The organism is Aliisedimentitalea scapharcae, from assembly GCF_045277565.1.
Taxonomy (GTDB): domain Bacteria; phylum Pseudomonadota; class Alphaproteobacteria; order Rhodobacterales; family Rhodobacteraceae; genus Aliisedimentitalea; species Aliisedimentitalea scapharcae.
Genome location: NZ_CP123584.1, coordinates 2,272,274 through 2,289,168 on the forward strand (window position 1 = coordinate 2,272,274; position 16,895 = coordinate 2,289,168).

A 16,895-nucleotide genomic window follows, 5' to 3' on the forward strand; every position below is an offset into this window, starting at 1 on the left:
CTTATCCGTCCTCTGCATGAAGAAGCAGACCCAGTGACAACATCACCGAGGCGATTGGAGGGGCCCAGGCGGCCAGCGCAATGGGCAATTGTCCATTCTCACCCAGGATTTGGGCGAAATTTCGAACAAAGTACAGGGTGAATCCCAACAGAACCGCCGCCAGAACGGAAATGCCGGTGCCGCCGAACCGGGTGTGGCGCATGGTAAAGGCAGCTCCGATCAGGACCATGGCCACCAGAAACAATGGCCGGGCCAATTCGACCTGATACCAGACCTGATAGCGTTTGGTGGAAAACCCCGCCGTAGCCAATTCGCGAATGGTTTCAGGCAGGTTATAGATCGACACACCAGCAGGCCGGCCCAGGCTGTCGCGAATCCGATCCTGGGTCAATGTTGTCGGAACGCGCAGTTCATCATGTTGAGCCGCGTTTTTTTCAGGGTTTAACCCAGCGGCCAGGGGCCAGACCTTGGCGTTTTGCAAAACCCAGTCGTCTCCATTCAGTTTTGCCTGTTCGGCGATGATCTGACGAATGGGGCCGCCTCCGGGCGCGTAGGACAAAAATGTAACGTCAAACAGGGTCACATCGGTGGCCCCACCGGCATAGCCTTTGGCGTGAATCACCGACTGGCCAAAAGCGCCGCCCTGGCGCAGCCACAGCCCTTCGCCGCTGAGCGACAGAACCGACGGGCCACCATTGCGATACGTGTCTACCAATTCCTGAGATCGGTTCGATGTCGCCGCAACAATCGGATTCAACGTGGTGACCGTCAGGCCGCCGATGATGGCCGCGACCGCCACCGGTGCCGCCAACGCCCGAATGCCCGACCGACCGGTGGCCCGCGTCACCACCAGCTCGCTGCTGCGGGCCAGCCCGACAAACAGCACGATCGTGGCCAGGATCATCAACAACGGGAGAATTTCGCTGATCGCGGCGGGCGCATTCAGCAAAGTCAGATGGGCCATCTGACCCAAAGAGACGGGAATGCCTTCGAACCGGCGAATTTGTTCGATGATATCGACCAGCATGATCAATGTCAGAAACACGGTTCCAATCAAAAGAAACGACTGCACGAACCGGCGGGCGAAATAAAGATCCAGCTTCACGAACGCGCCTCCTGTGCGTGGCGACGTTTCAAGAGAGGTGCAAGAGGCCGGGCCGCCAGTTGCAGGAACACGCCGGCAAAGGCCAAACCGACGGCTGTCGGCAGATAGATCAGCGGCCAGAGGTCCGGGTTTTCGATCACCGGTTCGGATACGACACCGCGCAACATCTCGAGCACGATCAACAGCACAAAGGCACCAAATGCCTGCCGCCAGACCCCAAATCGTGAAAAACCGCCCACCAGCAGGGCGGAAAACCCGACCAGCGCCACGGCCACGCAGATCAACGCACGGGCAAAACGCAGGTGCAGTTCTTCGACCAGATGGCCTTCGGTGTATATCTCACGCTCGGGCAGGGATTCGCGGCCTCGTATCAGTTCCAGCGTCGCGATTGCCCGGATGTTGCGGACATTGGATTCGTCGGACTTCAGAACGGATGAGATGTTATATGAGAAGTCAGCAAAGACTGTTGTCGACAGGGTGCGGCTTTCGGTGTCCAGCCGTTGGGCGAGCCCATCAACCATGATCAGATTCGCCGCTTCGTTGTCGCGCACCAGAAACGCTTTGGCACCAGTGTAGATGATGGTCTGGGTCGGATCGCGCCGGTCCGATAGGAACACGTCGCGCAAGGTGCCGTCGGGGTCAATTTCACGAATGAAAAAGGCCACACCCGGCGCTGGGTGCAGAAAACTGCCCTCGCTCAGCAGTTTTGCGGTCACGTTGCGCGCCACTTCGGATTCGCGCACCGCAAGCTGGCTGATGGACGCGGGCAAAAGAAAATGGGTCAGGGCCGACATCATCGCCGCAGTGACCAGACCAAAGACCAATGCCGGACGTGCCAAACGCCACGGGCTGAACCCGGTCGCCTGCATCACCGTCAATTCGCTTTCGCTGTTGAGCCGATTGGTAACCCAGACGGCCGCAGCAAAGGCCGCCATCGGGAGCACCATCCGAATGAGATTCGGCAGCGAAAGCGCTGTGAACTCAAGGAAAACCAGCGCCGATTGGCCATCGCCAATCAAGCGGTCAAACAACACCACTGCACGGTTGATCCAGAACACTGCCACAAGGATCAGCGCGAAAAAGCCGAAGAACAGCAGAAATTGGGACAGGACATATCTGTCGTATCTAGACAACGCGATCCCCCCAGATCCTGTTATCGGTGTTTTCGCAGACCTTACTGTAAATGTTTGGCGGGGAAAACTGATATCTGGTCAACTTGCTCACAGCAGGGTACCTCTTGGCACAAACAAGCTGAAAATCCCGACAGGAGATCTTTATGACTGCACATCAGCCCATTCAATTTGTCGAACTTGAGACCGTCAAAATCGCTGAAACAGAGGGGCGCGTTGCTGTCATTGTAACACCAGAGGGGCAATTGGACCCGTCGGCACGCACCGCAAACCGGCTGACGAAAGGCGCGCTGGAGCGTCTGGTCGAAAGCGACAGTTTCAAGAAAGTCAAATCCGGTCAGGTGATCTCGCTGGCATGGCCGACGGGCATGGCGGCCGAGTCGCTGGATGTTCTGGTGCTGGAACGCGGGCTGGGTGTCACCGAGGCGCGCAAGGCCGGGTCGACTCTGGTCAAATCGCTGGGCAAGGCGGCGCTGACGGTGATGATGGGCGGGCATCCAAAGGCAGCGGATGTGGCGATGGGCATGGCGTTGCGGCTCTATGAATTTGACGCGCACAAGACACCAAAAGACGACGCTCAGGCACCCGGTGCGATCCGCATGGCCCACAAGGCCAGCGTCGAGACGGCTGAAAAATTCGCGCCGATGCAGGCCGTGGCCGAAGGGGTGCATATGACCCGCGACCTGGTCAGTGAACCGGCCAACGTGCTGACTACCACAGAATTTGCCAACCGCCTGGCCGAGATGACCGCGCTTGGGTTGGACGTCGAAATTCTGGACGAAGACAAATTGGCCGAACTGGGGATGCGGACCCTGCTCAGCGTCGGGCAGGGGTCCGATAGCCCATCCAAAGTGGTGGTGATGCAGTGGAACGGGGGCAAGGAGGGGGAAGCCCCGCTGGCTCTGGTCGGCAAGGGGGTGGTGTTTGACACCGGCGGGATCTCTCTGAAACCTGCGGGCGGCATGGAAGAGATGACCATGGATATGGGCGGGGCTGGTGTGGTTGCAGGGACCATGCGGGCCTTGGCCGCGCGCAAGGCCAAGGCCAATGTCGTCGGTCTGGTCGGTCTGGTGGAAAACATGCCGTCGGGCAATGCCACCCGCCCCGGAGACGTCGTGAAGTCGATGAAGGGGGACACGGTCGAGATTATCAACACGGATGCCGAGGGACGTTTGGTTCTGTGTGACGTGATGTGGTATGCGCAGGAACGGTTCAACCCGGTCGGGATGATTGATCTTGCGACGTTGACCGGCGCAATCATCATCGGGCTGGGGCATGACAATGCCGGGGTGTTTTCGAATGACGACACGTTGTGCAATGCCTTCCTCAAGGCCGCGCGCGAAGAGGACGAGGGTGCCTGGCGGATGCCATTGGGCAAAAGCTATGATGACCTGCTGAAGTCCGCGATTGCCGATATGAAGAACATCGGGGGCCGTCCGGCCGGATCAATCACCGCTGCGCAATTCCTGCAAAGGTTTGTCAAGGATGGCATGCCCTGGATCCATTTGGACATCGCAGGGGTTGCCCTGTTGAAATCCGAATCCGATTTCGCCCCAAAGGGCGCAACCGGTTGGGGGGTGCGCGCGCTGGATCGTCTGGTGCGCAACGCCTACGAGACGGAGTAACCGGACCCTTGGGCGCTGCCTATTTCTATCACCTGACCCGCAAGCCGCTGGACGAAACCCTGCCGTTGCTGTTGCAGAAAGCGCGGCAGGTCGGATGGCGGATTGCGGTTCGGGGAACAGATCCCGGTTATCTTGACTGGCTTGACGAAAAGCTGTGGCAGGGCCCCGAAGACAGCTTTCTGCCGCATGGGGTTGCGGGTGGCGCGCATGATGCCCTGCAACCGGTTCTTTTGACCACCGGCAGCGATCTGGCAAACACGCCCCAATGTCTGATGAGCGTCAGCGGGGCCGATGTGTCAACCGAGGAAGTCCAGGCAATGGAGCGGGTCTGTATCCTGTTTGACGGCTTTGACCAAGATGCGGTTCAGCGGGCCCGTGGACAATGGAAAAGCCTGACGGGGGCAGGCTGCGCGGCGCAATATTGGTCCGAAGAAAGCGGGCGCTGGGAAAAGAAGGCTGAAGCCTGATCTGCACCCGGATGTCTGTTTCAGGTTTCCTGAAGAGCCGGGCGTCGGGGATAACTTTTTCCATTGTCATATTGCCTTCGCAAACCGGATCGGGCAGGGAGACAGCAACTCCTAACAAAATGGTGCCTCTTCCATGAAAATGCGTGACACGTTCATCAAACCCATGCACCCGGAAGGGCGCAAATTCGTCGCCATCTTTGCGGGGATCACTTTGGTCCTGTTTCTGCTGTCGACCTTTCTGGGGTGGGTCGGTGTCGGGTTGACGGTCTGGTGCTATTACTTCTTTCGCGACCCCAAACGGGCAACGCCAACCCGCGAGGGGCTGATCGTCAGCCCCGCGGACGGAATTGTATCGCTGATCGAAAAAGCCGTGCCCCCGGCTGAATTGGGCATGTCCGATCAGGCCCTGACCCGGGTCAGCGTATTCATGAGCGTCTTCAACTGTCATGTGAACCGTGCCCCAATCGCCGGACGCATTGCCGCGATTGCCTATCGGCCGGGGAAATTCTTCAATGCATCTCTGGACAAGGCAAGTTCGGACAACGAGCGCAATTCTCTGTGTATCGAAATGGCCGATGGCCGCCAGATTGCCGTGGTACAGATTGCCGGGCTTGTGGCGCGTCGGATCGTTTGTTTTTCGTCAGTCGATGATCACAAGAAAACCGGCGAGCGGTTCGGCCTGATCCGTTTTGGATCGCGTCTGGATGTCTATCTTCCCGATGGCGTGCAACCCATGGTGAATCTGGGTCAGACCATGATTGCCGGCGAAACGGTGCTGGCGGATTTGACCTCCCAAGAGCCGGCCCGGCTGGTGCGGGAAGACTGATCCGTGACCGCACCGCTCCCCCCCCGCAAGAAAAAGGCCGTTCAGGTTTTTCAGCTGTTGCCCAACATGCTGACCATTGCGGCGATCTGTGCGGGTTTGACCGCGATCCGCTTTGGCTATGATGGCAACTATGAAATGTCCGTGCGGCTCATTTTGTTGGCCTGTATTCTTGACGGGCTGGACGGGCGGTTGGCGCGGATGATGAACAGCGCATCAGAGATCGGTGCCGAACTGGATTCGCTGGCGGATTTTCTGAACTTTGGCGTCGCTCCGGCATTGATCCTGCACAGTTGGGCCTTGCAGGATTATCGAGGCGGCTGGATCGCGGTTCTTAGCTATGCGATCTGCTGTGTTCTGCGTCTGGCCCGGTTCAACGTCAGCAGCCGGATGGAAATGGACAAGCCGGCATCGGATTATTTTGTCGGTGTTCCGTCCCCCGCGGGCGCAATACTGGTGCTGTTGCCGATGGTCGTGTCCTTTGCGTTGCCGGACGTCTCGCCCCTGCATCCGATCGCTGTCGGGCTTTATATCTGCCTGATCGGTCTGCTGATGATCAGCCGCATCCCGACTTATTCGTTCAAGAATTTTTCGATCGACCACGAAAACGCCAAGTATTTTTTGCTGGGAGGCGTGTTGTTGGTGGCGGCTTTGCTGACCTATTTGTGGACGGTTCTGTCGGTTCTGACCTTTTGCTATATCGGCCTGTTGTTCTGGGGATTGGTGGCGTCTCGGCGCTCCAAAAAACCGTCACCCTAGTCAGCGGGTCAAAACCAAAGACCCGTCGCGTATTTCAATGCTGGACCAGCGTTGCAGATAGGACATGCCCAATAACGATTGGTCCAGTTCCCCGCCATTGACCCAGGCCGACACCCGGTCATCCTTGTAGGGGCCCAATTCCACGCTCGACAGGCGAACGGGGGCAGTGGCCACTGTTCCGTTTGCGGTATAGGCGACGCTGGAAAAAATCATGTCATCCGCATTCAGCCCGACCTTGTTGGCGTCCGCCTTGTTCAACACCATCTGCGACGCGCCGGTATCGACCAGAAATTGCACCGGTTGGTTGTTGATCATCAACGTCAGGTAATAATGTCCATCCCGGGCGCGGGGCACAATGATCAGGTTGTTGTCAGTATGCACCGATTGCTGCGGTGTGATCGTTGCGCGAATGTCGTCCCAAACGCCGACGGCTGCGATCACGGCGACAAAGATCAACACCCAGGCCAACGCCTGCTGTGCGACTTTGCCCAGAGACAGCCGGTGTCGAGTGATATACCAGATCAGCACCGCGCCGCCCAGAATTGCCAGATAGGCCATTTCTGCAAATTGGTCGCCATTCATGCTGATATCCTGTGTGTCATTAGAAACATATTGGGGCTGTTAGCCGGAATGCCAATTCCCGAGCGCAATAATAATTACGTTTACCCGGCAAAGCCAAAGTCCCGCAGCCCATCCAGAATAAACTGAACCGACAGGGCCGCCAGCAGCATTCCCAACAGGCGGGTGACCACATTGATCCCGGTTTTACCCAGGGCACGTTCGAACAGACCCGCAGCCATGAACATGGCCAGCACGATGCCCAGAACCGACGCCATCACAGCCAGCACCAGCGCAAAGCCTTCGTATCCCGGGGTCTGCCCGGACAACAGGATGACCGTGGCGATCGATCCGGGACCGGCAATCAACGGAATGGCCATGGGGAACACCGAAGGATCATCGACTGTATCTTCGCCCTGATCTTCGCGCCGTTTGCTGCGCCGTTCAAACAGCATGTCCAATGCGGTCAGAAACAACAGGGCCCCACCGGCAACGCGAAAGGCAGGCATGGAAATTCCGATAAAGTTCAAGACCGCTTCGCCCAATGCCGCGAACAGGGTCAACAGCACCGCCGCCGTCAGACAGGATCGCAGGGCAACAGACCGACGCCGGGCCGGAGACATGCCCTGGGTCAGCGCGGCAAAGACAGGCATCAACCCGATGGGATCCACGATAACGAACAAGGTGACAAAGGAGGTCACAAAGAAAGATGTATCCATGCCTGCGTCTCTCTGTCGGTTTTGCGCGTGCCTGTTTGATGTCAGGCCTCGGCTTTTTCCAGTTTTTCCAGGGCGTCCATCCAAATGGATTCGGCCCGATCCAGTGCCGCCAGCACTTCGGTATGTTTGCCCTGCCAAACGGCAAGGTCTGATTGTTTGTGTGCCTCATAAAGCGACGGATCGGCCAGCTTTTCGTCCAGCTTTTTACGCATGCCGGTCAGCTTTTCCAATCGCGCTTCGGCTGTGCGAACATCCGCGCGCAGCGTCAGGATCGTATCACGCGGGGCGCGTTTGGGTTTTGCGGCTTTCTGGGACTGCTGCTTGGATGCGGGTTTGTCCTTTTTCAACAACAGGGACCGGTAAGCCTCGAGATCCTGGTCAAAGGGTTCCACCGTGCCGCCTGAAACCAGCCACAGCCGGTCGGCCACCAGGCTGAGCAAGTGCATATCGTGGCTGACCAGGATTACGGCACCGGAATAGGTGGTCAGCGCTTCGACCAATGCTTCGCGGCTTTCGATGTCCAGGTGGTTGGTCGGTTCATCAAGGATCAGCATATGCGGCGCATCAATTGTGGCAATCAACAACGACAGACGCGCCTTTTGCCCGCCCGACAGACGCCCAACCTTGATTTCGGCCTGATCCGGTCCCAGGCCAAAGCCCGCCAAACGAGACCGCCAACGGGCAGGTGTCTCGCGTGGGCGCAAGCCGCGCAGGTGATCCAATGGGGTTTCGTCCACGTACAATTCATCGACCTGATGTTGGGCAAAATATCCTATGCGCAACTTGTTCGAACGCACCATCTTGCCCGCCATCAACGGCAAACGTTCGGCCAACAATTTGGACAGGGTGGATTTGCCCTGACCATTCTTGCCCAACAAGGCGATCCGGTCGTCCTGATCAATGCGCAGGTTCAGATGTTTCAGGACTTCGACTTCACCATACCCGGTGCGCCCGCCTTCGATATTGATGATCGGGGGCGACAGCTCTTCGGGTTCGGGAAAGGTGAAAGCGCGCAGGGCGGCCTCTTGCGGGGTCGACACCAGTTGGATCCGCTCGATCATCTTGAGCCGGGATTGCGCCTGTACGGCTTTGGAGGCCTTGTAGCGGAACCGATCTACAAAGCTCTGCAAATGTGCAATGCGCGCCTTGGATCTGGTGTTCTCGGATTCGGCCTGAGCAAGCCGTTCAGCCCGGCGTTCGGCAAATTTGTCGTAAGGGACCGCATAATAGGTCAGCTTGCGGTCTTCGAGATGCAGGATGGATCCCACAGCCCGGTTCAGCAATCCGCGGTCGTGCGACACGATCAGAACGGTATGCGGGTATTTCGCCAGATAACTTTCTAGCCACAGCGCCCCTTCGAGGTCGAGATAGTTGGTCGGTTCGTCCAGCAGCAACAGATCAGGCTGGGCAAACAGAACCGCCGCCAGCGCGACCCGCATTCGCCAGCCGCCCGAAAAATCGGAACAGGGGCGGCTTTGGTCAGGATCATCGAACCCGAGCCCCTTGAGGATCGAAGATGCGCGGGCCGGGGCCGACCAGGCGTCGATGTCGATCAACCGGGTTTGAATTTCGGCAATCCGCCCCGGATCGGTCGCTGTATCGGATTCGGTCAACAAGGCGCTGCGTTCGGTGTCGGCGGCCAGAACCGTGTCGATCAGGGAAACATCGCTCGAAGGCACTTCCTGCGACACGCCACCGATGCGGGCCTTGGTTGGCATGCTGATCGTGCCGGATTCCAATGACAGTTCGTTTCGGATAATGCGGAACAGCGTGGTTTTGCCGGTGCCATTGCGTCCGACCAGGCCAACTTTGTGACCGGTAGGGATGGTAGCCGAGGCTTCCTCGAACAGCGGGCGGCCCTCGACGGCGTAGGTGATATTTTGGATCCGTAACATAGGTCTTGCACTGAGCCAGAGGATGGCGGTTGTCAATGGGCAAGCAGAAGACAAAAGTATGATTGCAACGGGTCTTGCTGGCTGGTTCGTGGCTGGCGGACCCTGCTGACTTTACCTTAACTGCGTGGCCAGGGGGCCAAAGGGATAGGTTGCAAATCCGATCATCGGGTTCTCGCCTTCTTGGTCAAAGGCAAAGACGTGGATCTCATCGTGATTGAGCGTTGCACGGCAAAAGGACTGCCCCTGTGGCAATTCCTTGGGGCACTGGTCCAGATCGACATGTGGCACAGCCGTTTCAAAAACGTCATAGGTCAATGGCAGCGGACCCTGGGCCAGGGCAGGGGAGGCAAGCAGGGCCAATAGCACTACGGGTTTGACGAACATGGTAAGTTCCTTCTTGTTCCAATTTCTAAGGTCCCGTTCGCGCGCGTCAAATCTGACGGAAACAGTCGGGTTTGAAAAGCCCCAAATGACCGGACTATGCCAAAGCTGCGCAAACCCTCTTTATCCCGAACAGGAGCCATGTTATCGGGGCCTCAATTCAACATCGGCCGGGCGTTTGCCCGGTGTTACACTCAAGCAGGAGCTCTCTCATGGCGCTGGAACGTACTTTTTCGATCATCAAACCCGATGCAACCCGCCGCAATCTGACCGGCAAGATCAATGCCAAATTCGAAGATGCTGGTCTGCGCATCGTCGCACAAAAGCGCATCCATATGACCAAAGCCCAGGCTGGCAAGTTTTATGACGTGCACGCCGAGCGTCCGTTCTATGACGAACTGTGCGAATTCATGTCGTCCGAACCGGTTATCGTTCAGGTTCTGGAAGGCGAAAATGCGATCGCCAAGAACCGTGAAGTCATGGGCGCAACCAACCCAGCCGACGCCGCTGCAGGCACCATCCGTGCGGAATTTGCGGAATCGGTTGGCGAAAACTCTGTTCATGGCTCCGACGCGCCGGAAACCGCCGCAATCGAAATCGCGTATTTCTTCTCCGGTATTGAACTGGTTGGGTAATCAAAACTTTTTTAAAAGTTTTGGCAAATTTCTTTGTAAGAAATTTGCACCGATCCAAAGCCGTCAGCCTGTGCTGGCGGCTTTTCTATTTGGGTATGTGGAAGAGTAGGGCCGCGTACAGACGGGCAGAGATGATGCCGGGAAAATTCTTGTCTAAGAATTTTGACGCCGTCGGTCGATGACACCGATTTCGTCCAGCACCTGCTCGAACGCGCCCAAGCCTTTGCCTTTGGCGTGTTCCTTGAGCGCATCAAAGCGCTGTCTGAGATCCGCCTTCTCTTGTCCTTTGCAATCATTCCAAGGGCGTCCCTGCAGGCCCATGACCAGCACATAATACCCGATAAAGTGCGGTCGCGTGCCGCTGTCCAATAGCATGCCATAGGCCCGGTCCGCTCCCAGATCCCGCAATTGTTCGGCACTGGAAATACCAGCGCGAGCACAGCTTTGTTCAAAGGCAGGGCCCAGATTTCTGATCGAAGAAACAGGTGTCATCATCGGGAAAGTTTAGCCAAGTTGCTGGCAAAGGTCAGTAGCGGAATGTGATGAATTTCATCCCATTCGGCGTGTCACCAGAAGGGTATCGGCCCGAATATGGGCGGCCATTGTCGGCGTTTGTGCTGAACGAGAAGGATCGGGGGGCCCAATCTGCCAGATCATGACAATGTCGCAATTTTGATGTTACAAAGCGGGAAAGAAATTTCGGAAATTGTAATGCATAATGCAGTTGGGGAATTGACAAGCCGCGTCGAGATTTGTCCTCTCTCCCCGGTTAGGATCCCCAGCCGGGTGGTCACATCGTCGTTGGGAAGGAAGTGTTGTGAAAACTGAACTGGATGTCAGATGGCAGGGGTTTGACCTGGCCAATCCACCAGATGGGTTCATAGAAAACCCGTTTCCCTTTTATGATGCATTGCTGGCGCATGCGCCGGTATTGCAACAGCCGGACGGTTCGGTCCTGCTGTGTCGTCACGTGGATCTGGACCGAATTTATCGTGATACAACGTTGTATTCGTCTGACAAAAAGGCGGCCTTTGGTCCCAAGTTCGGCGTCGGATCCCCCTTGTTTGAACATCACACCACATCCTTGGTCTTTAACGACCCTCCCTTGCATACCCGTGTTCGCAAGATCATGACCTCGGCGTTGACGCCGCGCGCCATTGCGCGGATGGAGCCTGGGCTGATCGACACGATTGATCATTTGCTGGACGCACTGGCAGGGCGTGATCAGGTCGACCTGATTACGGATTTTGCCTCCTCCATCCCGATCCAGATCATCGGGAACTTGCTGGATATCCCGATCGAAGAACGAGGTCCGTTGCGGGATTGGTCATTGGCGATCCTGGGCGCACTGGAACCTTCGCTGAGCGAAGCGCAATTGGAACGCGGTCACACCGCCGTGCGGGAGTTCAAGGTGTATCTACAGGATCTGATCGCACGGCGTCGGGCACATCCGGGTGATCCGGAAACCGATGTTCTGACGCGGTTGATCCGGGGCGAAGGCGTGGATGCACAGCTGAGCGAAATAGAGTTGATGCAGAATTGTATCTTTATTCTGAACGCAGGTCACGAAACCACGACCAACCTGATTGGCAATGGTCTGGCGCTTTTGAATGATTTCCCCGACTCGCGCGCATTGTTGTTGCAGGATCCGGCCCTGATCAATCCTGCGGTCGAAGAGATCCTGCGGTTTCGGTCGCCCAATCAGTTTGGCAACAGAGAAACCACGGCCGAAATCCAGATGGATGGTCTGACGATCCCGGCGGGGACCAATCTGCATCTGTGTATGGGGGCCGCGAACCGGGATCCGTCAGAGTTCGTTGACCCAACCCGGTTCGATATCACCCGTAAACCCAATCGGCATCTTGCTTTTGCCGGCGGGCCGCATGTGTGCGTGGGGTTGACTTTGGCGCGGCTCGAAGGTCGGATCGCCCTTTCGCGGCTTTTGTCGCGGTTCCCAAATTACACCTGTCTTGCGGGGCGCGAATCCGGTGGGCGCATACGGTTCCATGGCTACGCCAGTTTGCCCGCGCGGATGATGTGAGCCAGGGTCAGAACAAACCGGATTCTTTTGCGGTCAGGGCCGCCTGAGTCCGGTTCTTGACGTTCAGCTTGCGGCACAAGGTACGCACATGCAGTTTGATCGTAACTTCCTGCAATCCCAATGTCAGGGCGATTTCCTTGTTGGATCGCCCTCTGCACAATTGTTCGAGCACCTGGAATTCGCGCCGGGTGAGCTGGCGTGTCAAAGGATGGTCCTGACCCGCCTGTTCGTCCTGCAACAGTGAAACCGGAACGAATTTTTCGCCGCTCAACATGAAGCGGATGGCGTTGATCATCGAATTTGCGGTCAGGGTCTTGGGGAGGAACCCGATTGCACCGTGTTCCAACGCCGCCTGGGCAATTTTGTTCGTTGCATTGCCGGACAGGATCGCCACGGCCTTGCCGCCATTGTGCTGCAAGGCCTGCGTCAGCCCGTCCAACCCGTTCATTCCTGGCATATCATAGTCCAGCAACACCAGGTCAAAGGGCCCGGAACGTTTGATCGCCGACAATGCAGCCGGTAGAGAAGAAACCGTTGAAATTTCCGAGACGATTTCATTGCGCACATAGGCGGCGATGGTTTCCAGGACCATGTCATGGTCGTCAGCAATGAGGATTTGCAATTGTGCGTCGTCCTGACAATTCCAGCTTGGAATCAAGCTATGGGTAATCACGTGGCATTCAAACCGGAGAATCGAACAAAAGTGTCTGATTCTTAGATCCTTTTACCGAAAAGGCATATAGTTGACCAATGACTATCCAATGTTAGAAAACTTGGTGTTAATGCGCATTTATAACACAGGTTACTATACTAAAGTAGTAGTATGTGATCGAATGCTCCTGTGCTCGGGGTGACGATGTATGGCACTCTCGCGTCGTTTGAAAAACCAATGTCCTGAAGTGTGGGGGAATTGATGCTGCGGCGAACTTTTATACAGGCTGGAAGTGTTGCAGGCCTGATGCTGGGTGGCCCGGCCTGGGGGCAGGAACAGCAAGCCGAACCAGACAGGGCAGTCTTGTTGACGGTACGTTTGGCCGAGGGTGGTCAGGAAAAGACGCTGGCAGAATTCACCTTGAAAGACCTGAAGTCGATGCCGATCACAAGGTTTCAGACCAAAACCGTCTGGACCGAGGGCACACAGGAATTTACTGGTGTTGCTTTGTCCGATTTGATGAAACAGCTGGAGATTACCGCCGGCACTGTGGAAGCCTGGGCAATTAATGACTATCTGGCCGAAATTCCCATGACGGACGCACGCCCCGAGGGGCCGATCATTGCGTACCTGCGCAATGGGGACGAGATGTCGGTTCGGGAAAAAGGGCCGTTGTGGGTGGTGTACCCCTATGACAGTGACCCAGCGTATCAACGCGAAGAGATTTACGTGCGCAGCGTTTGGCAGTTAAATCGCCTTATCCTGAATCCCTGAGCGAGTGACGCGGGACTTATATGCCAACAAGATCCCCGCACATCCGCCGCCTGCTGGTCATTGGTCTGTTTCTGGTTGTCGGTCTGGTGATTGTCGGGTCGCAGACCATTCGGCTGGGCAGGGATGTTCTGTGGCAGTTGGATCAACTGTCAGTCACGAGCACGGACAATGTGCAGTGGAACCTGGTGCAGAGCGAGGTGGAGTTGATGCAATTGCAGATTGCGGTTGTGTCAGCACAGGAAAGCAGGGGCAGCCTGACCAGCCTGCGGCGTCGGTTTGATGTGTTCTATAGCCGGGTTCATACGTTTCGGGAAAGCTCGTCTTATGCGCAATTGTTTCAGGACGCAGGGTCCCCGGACCATATTGCCGAAATGGTTGATTTTTTGGATCGCTGGGTCGGAGTGATTGACGGATCAGACGCAAATCTGATGGCGTCTCTTGAAGACTTTGTTTCCGAGATCAAAGCCTTACAGCCAAAAGTTAGATCATCTTCCCTGGTGGCTGTCCGGGTGCATGCCAGCCAATCCGACGCCCGTCGAGATGCGATTGGGCAAACATTGGCCGCCATGGTCAAGGCGGCTTTGGGGTTGGCTGCAATTCTGGTGGCCGGGGTTTTGTTGTTGATTCAGATGTACCAGAGATTGGGGCGCATTTCCAAGGAGCGAGAGGGCGTTCGTGCCCGTTTGGAGGGCATGGTATCGTCGTCTTTGGATGCGATCCTGACCATCAATCGCAGTGGCGAGATACGGGATTTCAACGCCGCGGCCCAGGAATTGTTTGGCTATTCGCAGGCGGAAATGCTCGGGACGCCAGTGACACAGTTGGTTCAGACACCAGCCGACGGATCGGACCACCCCCGGGATTTGGTCGATGTCCTGTTACAAGCGGCCCACCAAAGCGATATTGCCCAAAAACGTCTGGCCTTGACTGGCAGGCGCAAGTCCGGAGAGCCGTTTTCAGCGGAATTGTCGCTCAGCGAAACCTATTCCGAGAGCCAGGAAATCCTGGTGATTTTTCTGCGTGATATCTCGGATCGGGTGCGATACGAAAACGCCCTGCGCCGCGCCCGGGACGAGGCGCTGGCAGGAGAACAGGCAAAAAGCCACCTGTTGACCGTGATGAGCCATGAGATGAGAACACCGTTGAACGGTGTGCTGGGCGCATTGGACCTGTTGGAGCATCAAGACCTCAAACCCGACCAGATCCGCCTGGTTGACGCGATACGGGTGTCTGGGGATCTTTTGCTGCATCATGTCAATGATGTGTTGGAACTGTCCAGATTGGAAGCCGAGGAGACGGCGCTCAACCGGGCGCGGTTCGATCTGGAACGTCTGGCCCAGGCGTTGGTGGACAGCCAACAGGCTGTTGCGCGCAAAGGCAACAATACGCTTGAATTGCGGTCCAATTTAAACGGTCGTCAGATCGTGTTCGGAGACGTCAGGTTGGTGCAGAAAGCAATGCTCAATCTGATCGGAAACGCATTGAAGTTCACCCGGAACGGCGAAGTCTGTATTGAACTGGATCGACTGGCAGGAACCGCCGAAGTCGAGATCCAGATCATCGACACAGGCCCGGGGATTGCGGACGGGGATCTGGACCGGATCTTTGACGATTTCGTCACCATTGACCCCAGTTTTTCCCGAATGTCCGAAGGCACAGGGCTGGGGCTCGCGATTGTCAAACGGATGGTGGAAGCGATGGAAGGGCGGATCGGTGTCGAGAGTGTCGAAGGCGAAGGTAGCCTGTTTTGGATGCGCCTGCCGCTGCCCGTGGTTCGGTCTCCGGAAACCAGCCCACAGGGTGGGGTGGACAGCCCAATGGCCCTGCAGATGGATTGCGCCCGTATTTTGGTTGTAGAAGACAATGAAATCAACAGGATGCTTCTGGCTTCGATGCTGCGCAACCAGGGACATGTTGTGGTCGAGGCAGAGGATGGTCAAACCGGCATATCGGCGGCCCAACGGCAAGGCTTTGACCTGATTTTTATGGACATCAGCATGCCAGGGATGGACGGGATTGAGGCCGCGCATCAGATTATGCGCGACGGGCCAAACCAGACGACACCAATCGTGGCGCTGACGGCACATGCCGGCATCGAAGATCAGGATCGGTTCATGGCCTCTGGTTTCGTCCAGGTCGTCACAAAACCGTTCACCGGCGAAGATCTGGAGAACGCTATTTCGCGATGGACCGAGTATTCGATGGGCAGCTTTTTGCAGGGTACGGGATCAAATCGAAACAGTGTTGAACTGCTGTGTCAGACAGTGGGAGATGACCATGTGGCCAGGCTGTTGCAGGACGTCAAATCAGATGTGGACCATCTTTATGATGAGATAAAGCAGGGAATGATCCTGTCTGGTCAGCAAAAAAAGCAGATCCACAAATTGGCTGGTTCCATCGGAGTTCTGGGGCTGCAGGGGAGTGGGTTTCTGGTCCGCTTGGAAATGGGAGACACGGAAGTGAGCGAACAAGATCTGCGCGCACTGGATTTGTTGCGCAAGGAAGTTCACCATCTGGTGCTGAACACCGCGTCCAGACCATGACATTGCTGGCCGCGGGTCAATCGCGCGGTGTCAGCAAATGCGACACGCGGCAACGCCCCCGTAGGTTTTGCATTCAAAAAAAGGCCGCACCCGTGAGCGCGGCCTTGTTTTATCCGATCAGGGGAACCCTGTTTCTGTTTGATGTTACTGTTTGACGATATCGACGACGTCAAAACCGGCGGTGAACCCTTTCAGCGACAGATCCAGTTCCACCAATTGGTCCGGTGCGGGCGCAGGGCGCAACGAGATCTTGGCAGCATTGCCTTTCTTGAAGGCCTCAATGTCTTCGCCAGTCAGCCCGATCTGGGCCACACACCCAATGGGATTGCAGAACGAGTAATTGTACCGCTTGCCGGCACCACCATCCACCGAAATGGTCAGTTGGGCGGGCAGGAGGGTTTCCAGCGGAACCACAACCGTTGCCCCGGCCACGGCCTGACCGCCGTCCTCGAGCCGGAACAGCGACATTTCGGCGATCGGGTTGCCATTGTTGTCCACGAGAACCTGCAAAAGCGAGCAAGGGTCGGTTTCGGCCTCTGTCTTGATACAGGCCAAATCCCAGTCACCGTGTTTCGCCTTGGAGTACCGTTCACCCAGCTGGGGACCATCTGCGACCGGTTCGCCCAGGTCGAGAACCGACGGGGTTTCACCGTCAGCGGACGTATCCCCGGTTTCCTGTGCAGCCAGGGGGGCGGTCATTGCGATCATCGCAGCCATTGAAATCGGAGTCAGGTATTTGAACATGAATGCCTCATTTTTCTGTAAAGGGCCGTCTTTGGTGACGCTCT

The 16,895-nt window shown here is 56.7% G+C and carries 17 protein-coding genes; 8 read left to right on the forward strand and 9 right to left on the reverse strand.

Features of this window, described 5'->3' with window-relative positions; genetic code table 11:
- Window position 1: 1 nt before the first annotated feature.
- Window positions 2-1,105, reverse strand: coding sequence for an LPS export ABC transporter permease LptG (gene lptG, locus QEZ52_RS10750; protein ID WP_406644341.1), 1,104 nt, complete (start codon window positions 1,103-1,105; stop codon window positions 2-4).
- On the reverse strand, window positions 1,102-2,238 hold the full coding sequence (gene lptF / locus QEZ52_RS10755; protein WP_406644342.1) for an LPS export ABC transporter permease LptF: 1,137 nt from the start codon (window positions 2,236-2,238) through the stop codon (window positions 1,102-1,104). The genes lptG and lptF overlap by 4 nt, the downstream gene beginning before the upstream one ends.
- A 143-nt stretch (window positions 2,239-2,381) precedes the next feature.
- Between lptF and QEZ52_RS10760 the strand changes: the two genes are divergently transcribed.
- From QEZ52_RS10760 to pssA, 4 genes are all read left to right on the forward strand, one after another.
- On the forward strand, window positions 2,382-3,860 hold the full coding sequence (locus tag QEZ52_RS10760; protein ID WP_406644343.1) for a leucyl aminopeptidase: 1,479 nt from the start codon (window positions 2,382-2,384) through the stop codon (window positions 3,858-3,860).
- A gap of 8 nt (window positions 3,861-3,868) precedes the next feature.
- The gene (locus tag QEZ52_RS10765; RefSeq protein ID WP_406644344.1) at window positions 3,869-4,327 is read left to right on the forward strand and encodes a DNA polymerase III subunit chi; all 459 of its coding nucleotides are present in this window, start codon (window positions 3,869-3,871) and stop codon (window positions 4,325-4,327) included.
- Between the two features lie 133 nt (window positions 4,328-4,460).
- Entirely contained in the window at window positions 4,461-5,153 is a 693-nt protein-coding gene (locus tag QEZ52_RS10770) for a phosphatidylserine decarboxylase (protein WP_406644346.1), read from the forward strand.
- A gap of 3 nt (window positions 5,154-5,156) precedes the next feature.
- Entirely contained in the window at window positions 5,157-5,909 is a 753-nt protein-coding gene (gene pssA / locus QEZ52_RS10775) for a CDP-diacylglycerol--serine O-phosphatidyltransferase (protein WP_406644347.1), read from the forward strand.
- Here the strand turns inward: pssA and QEZ52_RS10780 are convergent, their stop codons facing one another.
- The 4 genes from QEZ52_RS10780 to QEZ52_RS10795 all read right to left on the reverse strand — a co-directional run bounded on the left by QEZ52_RS10780 (window position 5,910) and on the right by QEZ52_RS10795 (window position 9,465).
- Window positions 5,910-6,491, reverse strand: a complete 582-nt coding sequence (locus QEZ52_RS10780) for a TIGR02281 family clan AA aspartic protease (protein WP_406644348.1) — start codon at window positions 6,489-6,491, stop codon at window positions 5,910-5,912.
- A gap of 80 nt (window positions 6,492-6,571) precedes the next feature.
- Entirely contained in the window at window positions 6,572-7,186 is a 615-nt protein-coding gene (locus QEZ52_RS10785; RefSeq protein WP_406644349.1) for a MarC family protein, read from the reverse strand.
- A gap of 41 nt (window positions 7,187-7,227) precedes the next feature.
- On the reverse strand, window positions 7,228-9,081 hold the full coding sequence (locus QEZ52_RS10790; RefSeq protein ID WP_406644351.1) for an ABC-F family ATP-binding cassette domain-containing protein: 1,854 nt from the start codon (window positions 9,079-9,081) through the stop codon (window positions 7,228-7,230).
- A 111-nt stretch (window positions 9,082-9,192) separates the two neighbouring features.
- On the reverse strand, window positions 9,193-9,465 hold the full coding sequence (locus QEZ52_RS10795) for a hypothetical protein (protein ID WP_406644352.1): 273 nt from the start codon (window positions 9,463-9,465) through the stop codon (window positions 9,193-9,195).
- 209 nt (window positions 9,466-9,674) lie between these two features.
- Here QEZ52_RS10795 and ndk point away from each other — a divergent pair, with 209 nt between their 5' ends.
- Window positions 9,675-10,097, forward strand: coding sequence for a nucleoside-diphosphate kinase (ndk, locus tag QEZ52_RS10800; RefSeq protein WP_406644353.1), 423 nt, complete (start codon window positions 9,675-9,677; stop codon window positions 10,095-10,097).
- A 153-nt stretch (window positions 10,098-10,250) separates the two neighbouring features.
- Here ndk and QEZ52_RS10805 read toward each other — a convergent pair whose 3' ends face one another.
- Window positions 10,251-10,592, reverse strand: coding sequence for a TfoX/Sxy family DNA transformation protein (locus tag QEZ52_RS10805; RefSeq protein WP_406644354.1), 342 nt, complete (start codon window positions 10,590-10,592; stop codon window positions 10,251-10,253).
- Between the two features lie 322 nt (window positions 10,593-10,914).
- Here QEZ52_RS10805 and QEZ52_RS10810 point away from each other — a divergent pair, with 322 nt between their 5' ends.
- Window positions 10,915-12,138, forward strand: coding sequence for a cytochrome P450 (locus tag QEZ52_RS10810; RefSeq protein ID WP_406644355.1), 1,224 nt, complete (start codon window positions 10,915-10,917; stop codon window positions 12,136-12,138).
- 7 nt (window positions 12,139-12,145) lie between these two features.
- On the opposite strand, the gene QEZ52_RS10815 is transcribed toward QEZ52_RS10810, so the two are convergent.
- A complete protein-coding gene (locus QEZ52_RS10815; RefSeq protein ID WP_406644356.1) occupies window positions 12,146-12,760 on the reverse strand; it encodes a response regulator transcription factor in 615 nt (204 codons plus the stop codon).
- 291 nt (window positions 12,761-13,051) lie between these two features.
- Between QEZ52_RS10815 and QEZ52_RS10820 the strand changes: the two genes are divergently transcribed.
- Window positions 13,052-13,564: a molybdopterin-dependent oxidoreductase gene (locus QEZ52_RS10820; RefSeq protein WP_406644357.1), complete on the forward strand. Its 513-nt coding sequence runs from the start codon at window positions 13,052-13,054 to the stop codon at window positions 13,562-13,564.
- Between the two features lie 20 nt (window positions 13,565-13,584).
- On the forward strand, window positions 13,585-16,107 hold the full coding sequence (locus QEZ52_RS10825; RefSeq protein WP_406644358.1) for a response regulator: 2,523 nt from the start codon (window positions 13,585-13,587) through the stop codon (window positions 16,105-16,107).
- Between the two features lie 144 nt (window positions 16,108-16,251).
- On the opposite strand, the gene QEZ52_RS10830 is transcribed toward QEZ52_RS10825, so the two are convergent.
- Window positions 16,252-16,851 carry an invasion associated locus B family protein gene (locus QEZ52_RS10830; RefSeq protein ID WP_406644359.1) on the reverse strand — a complete coding sequence of 200 codons (600 nt, stop codon included), beginning with the start codon at window positions 16,849-16,851 and terminating at the stop codon, window positions 16,252-16,254.
- Between the last annotated feature and the right edge of the window lie 44 nt (window positions 16,852-16,895).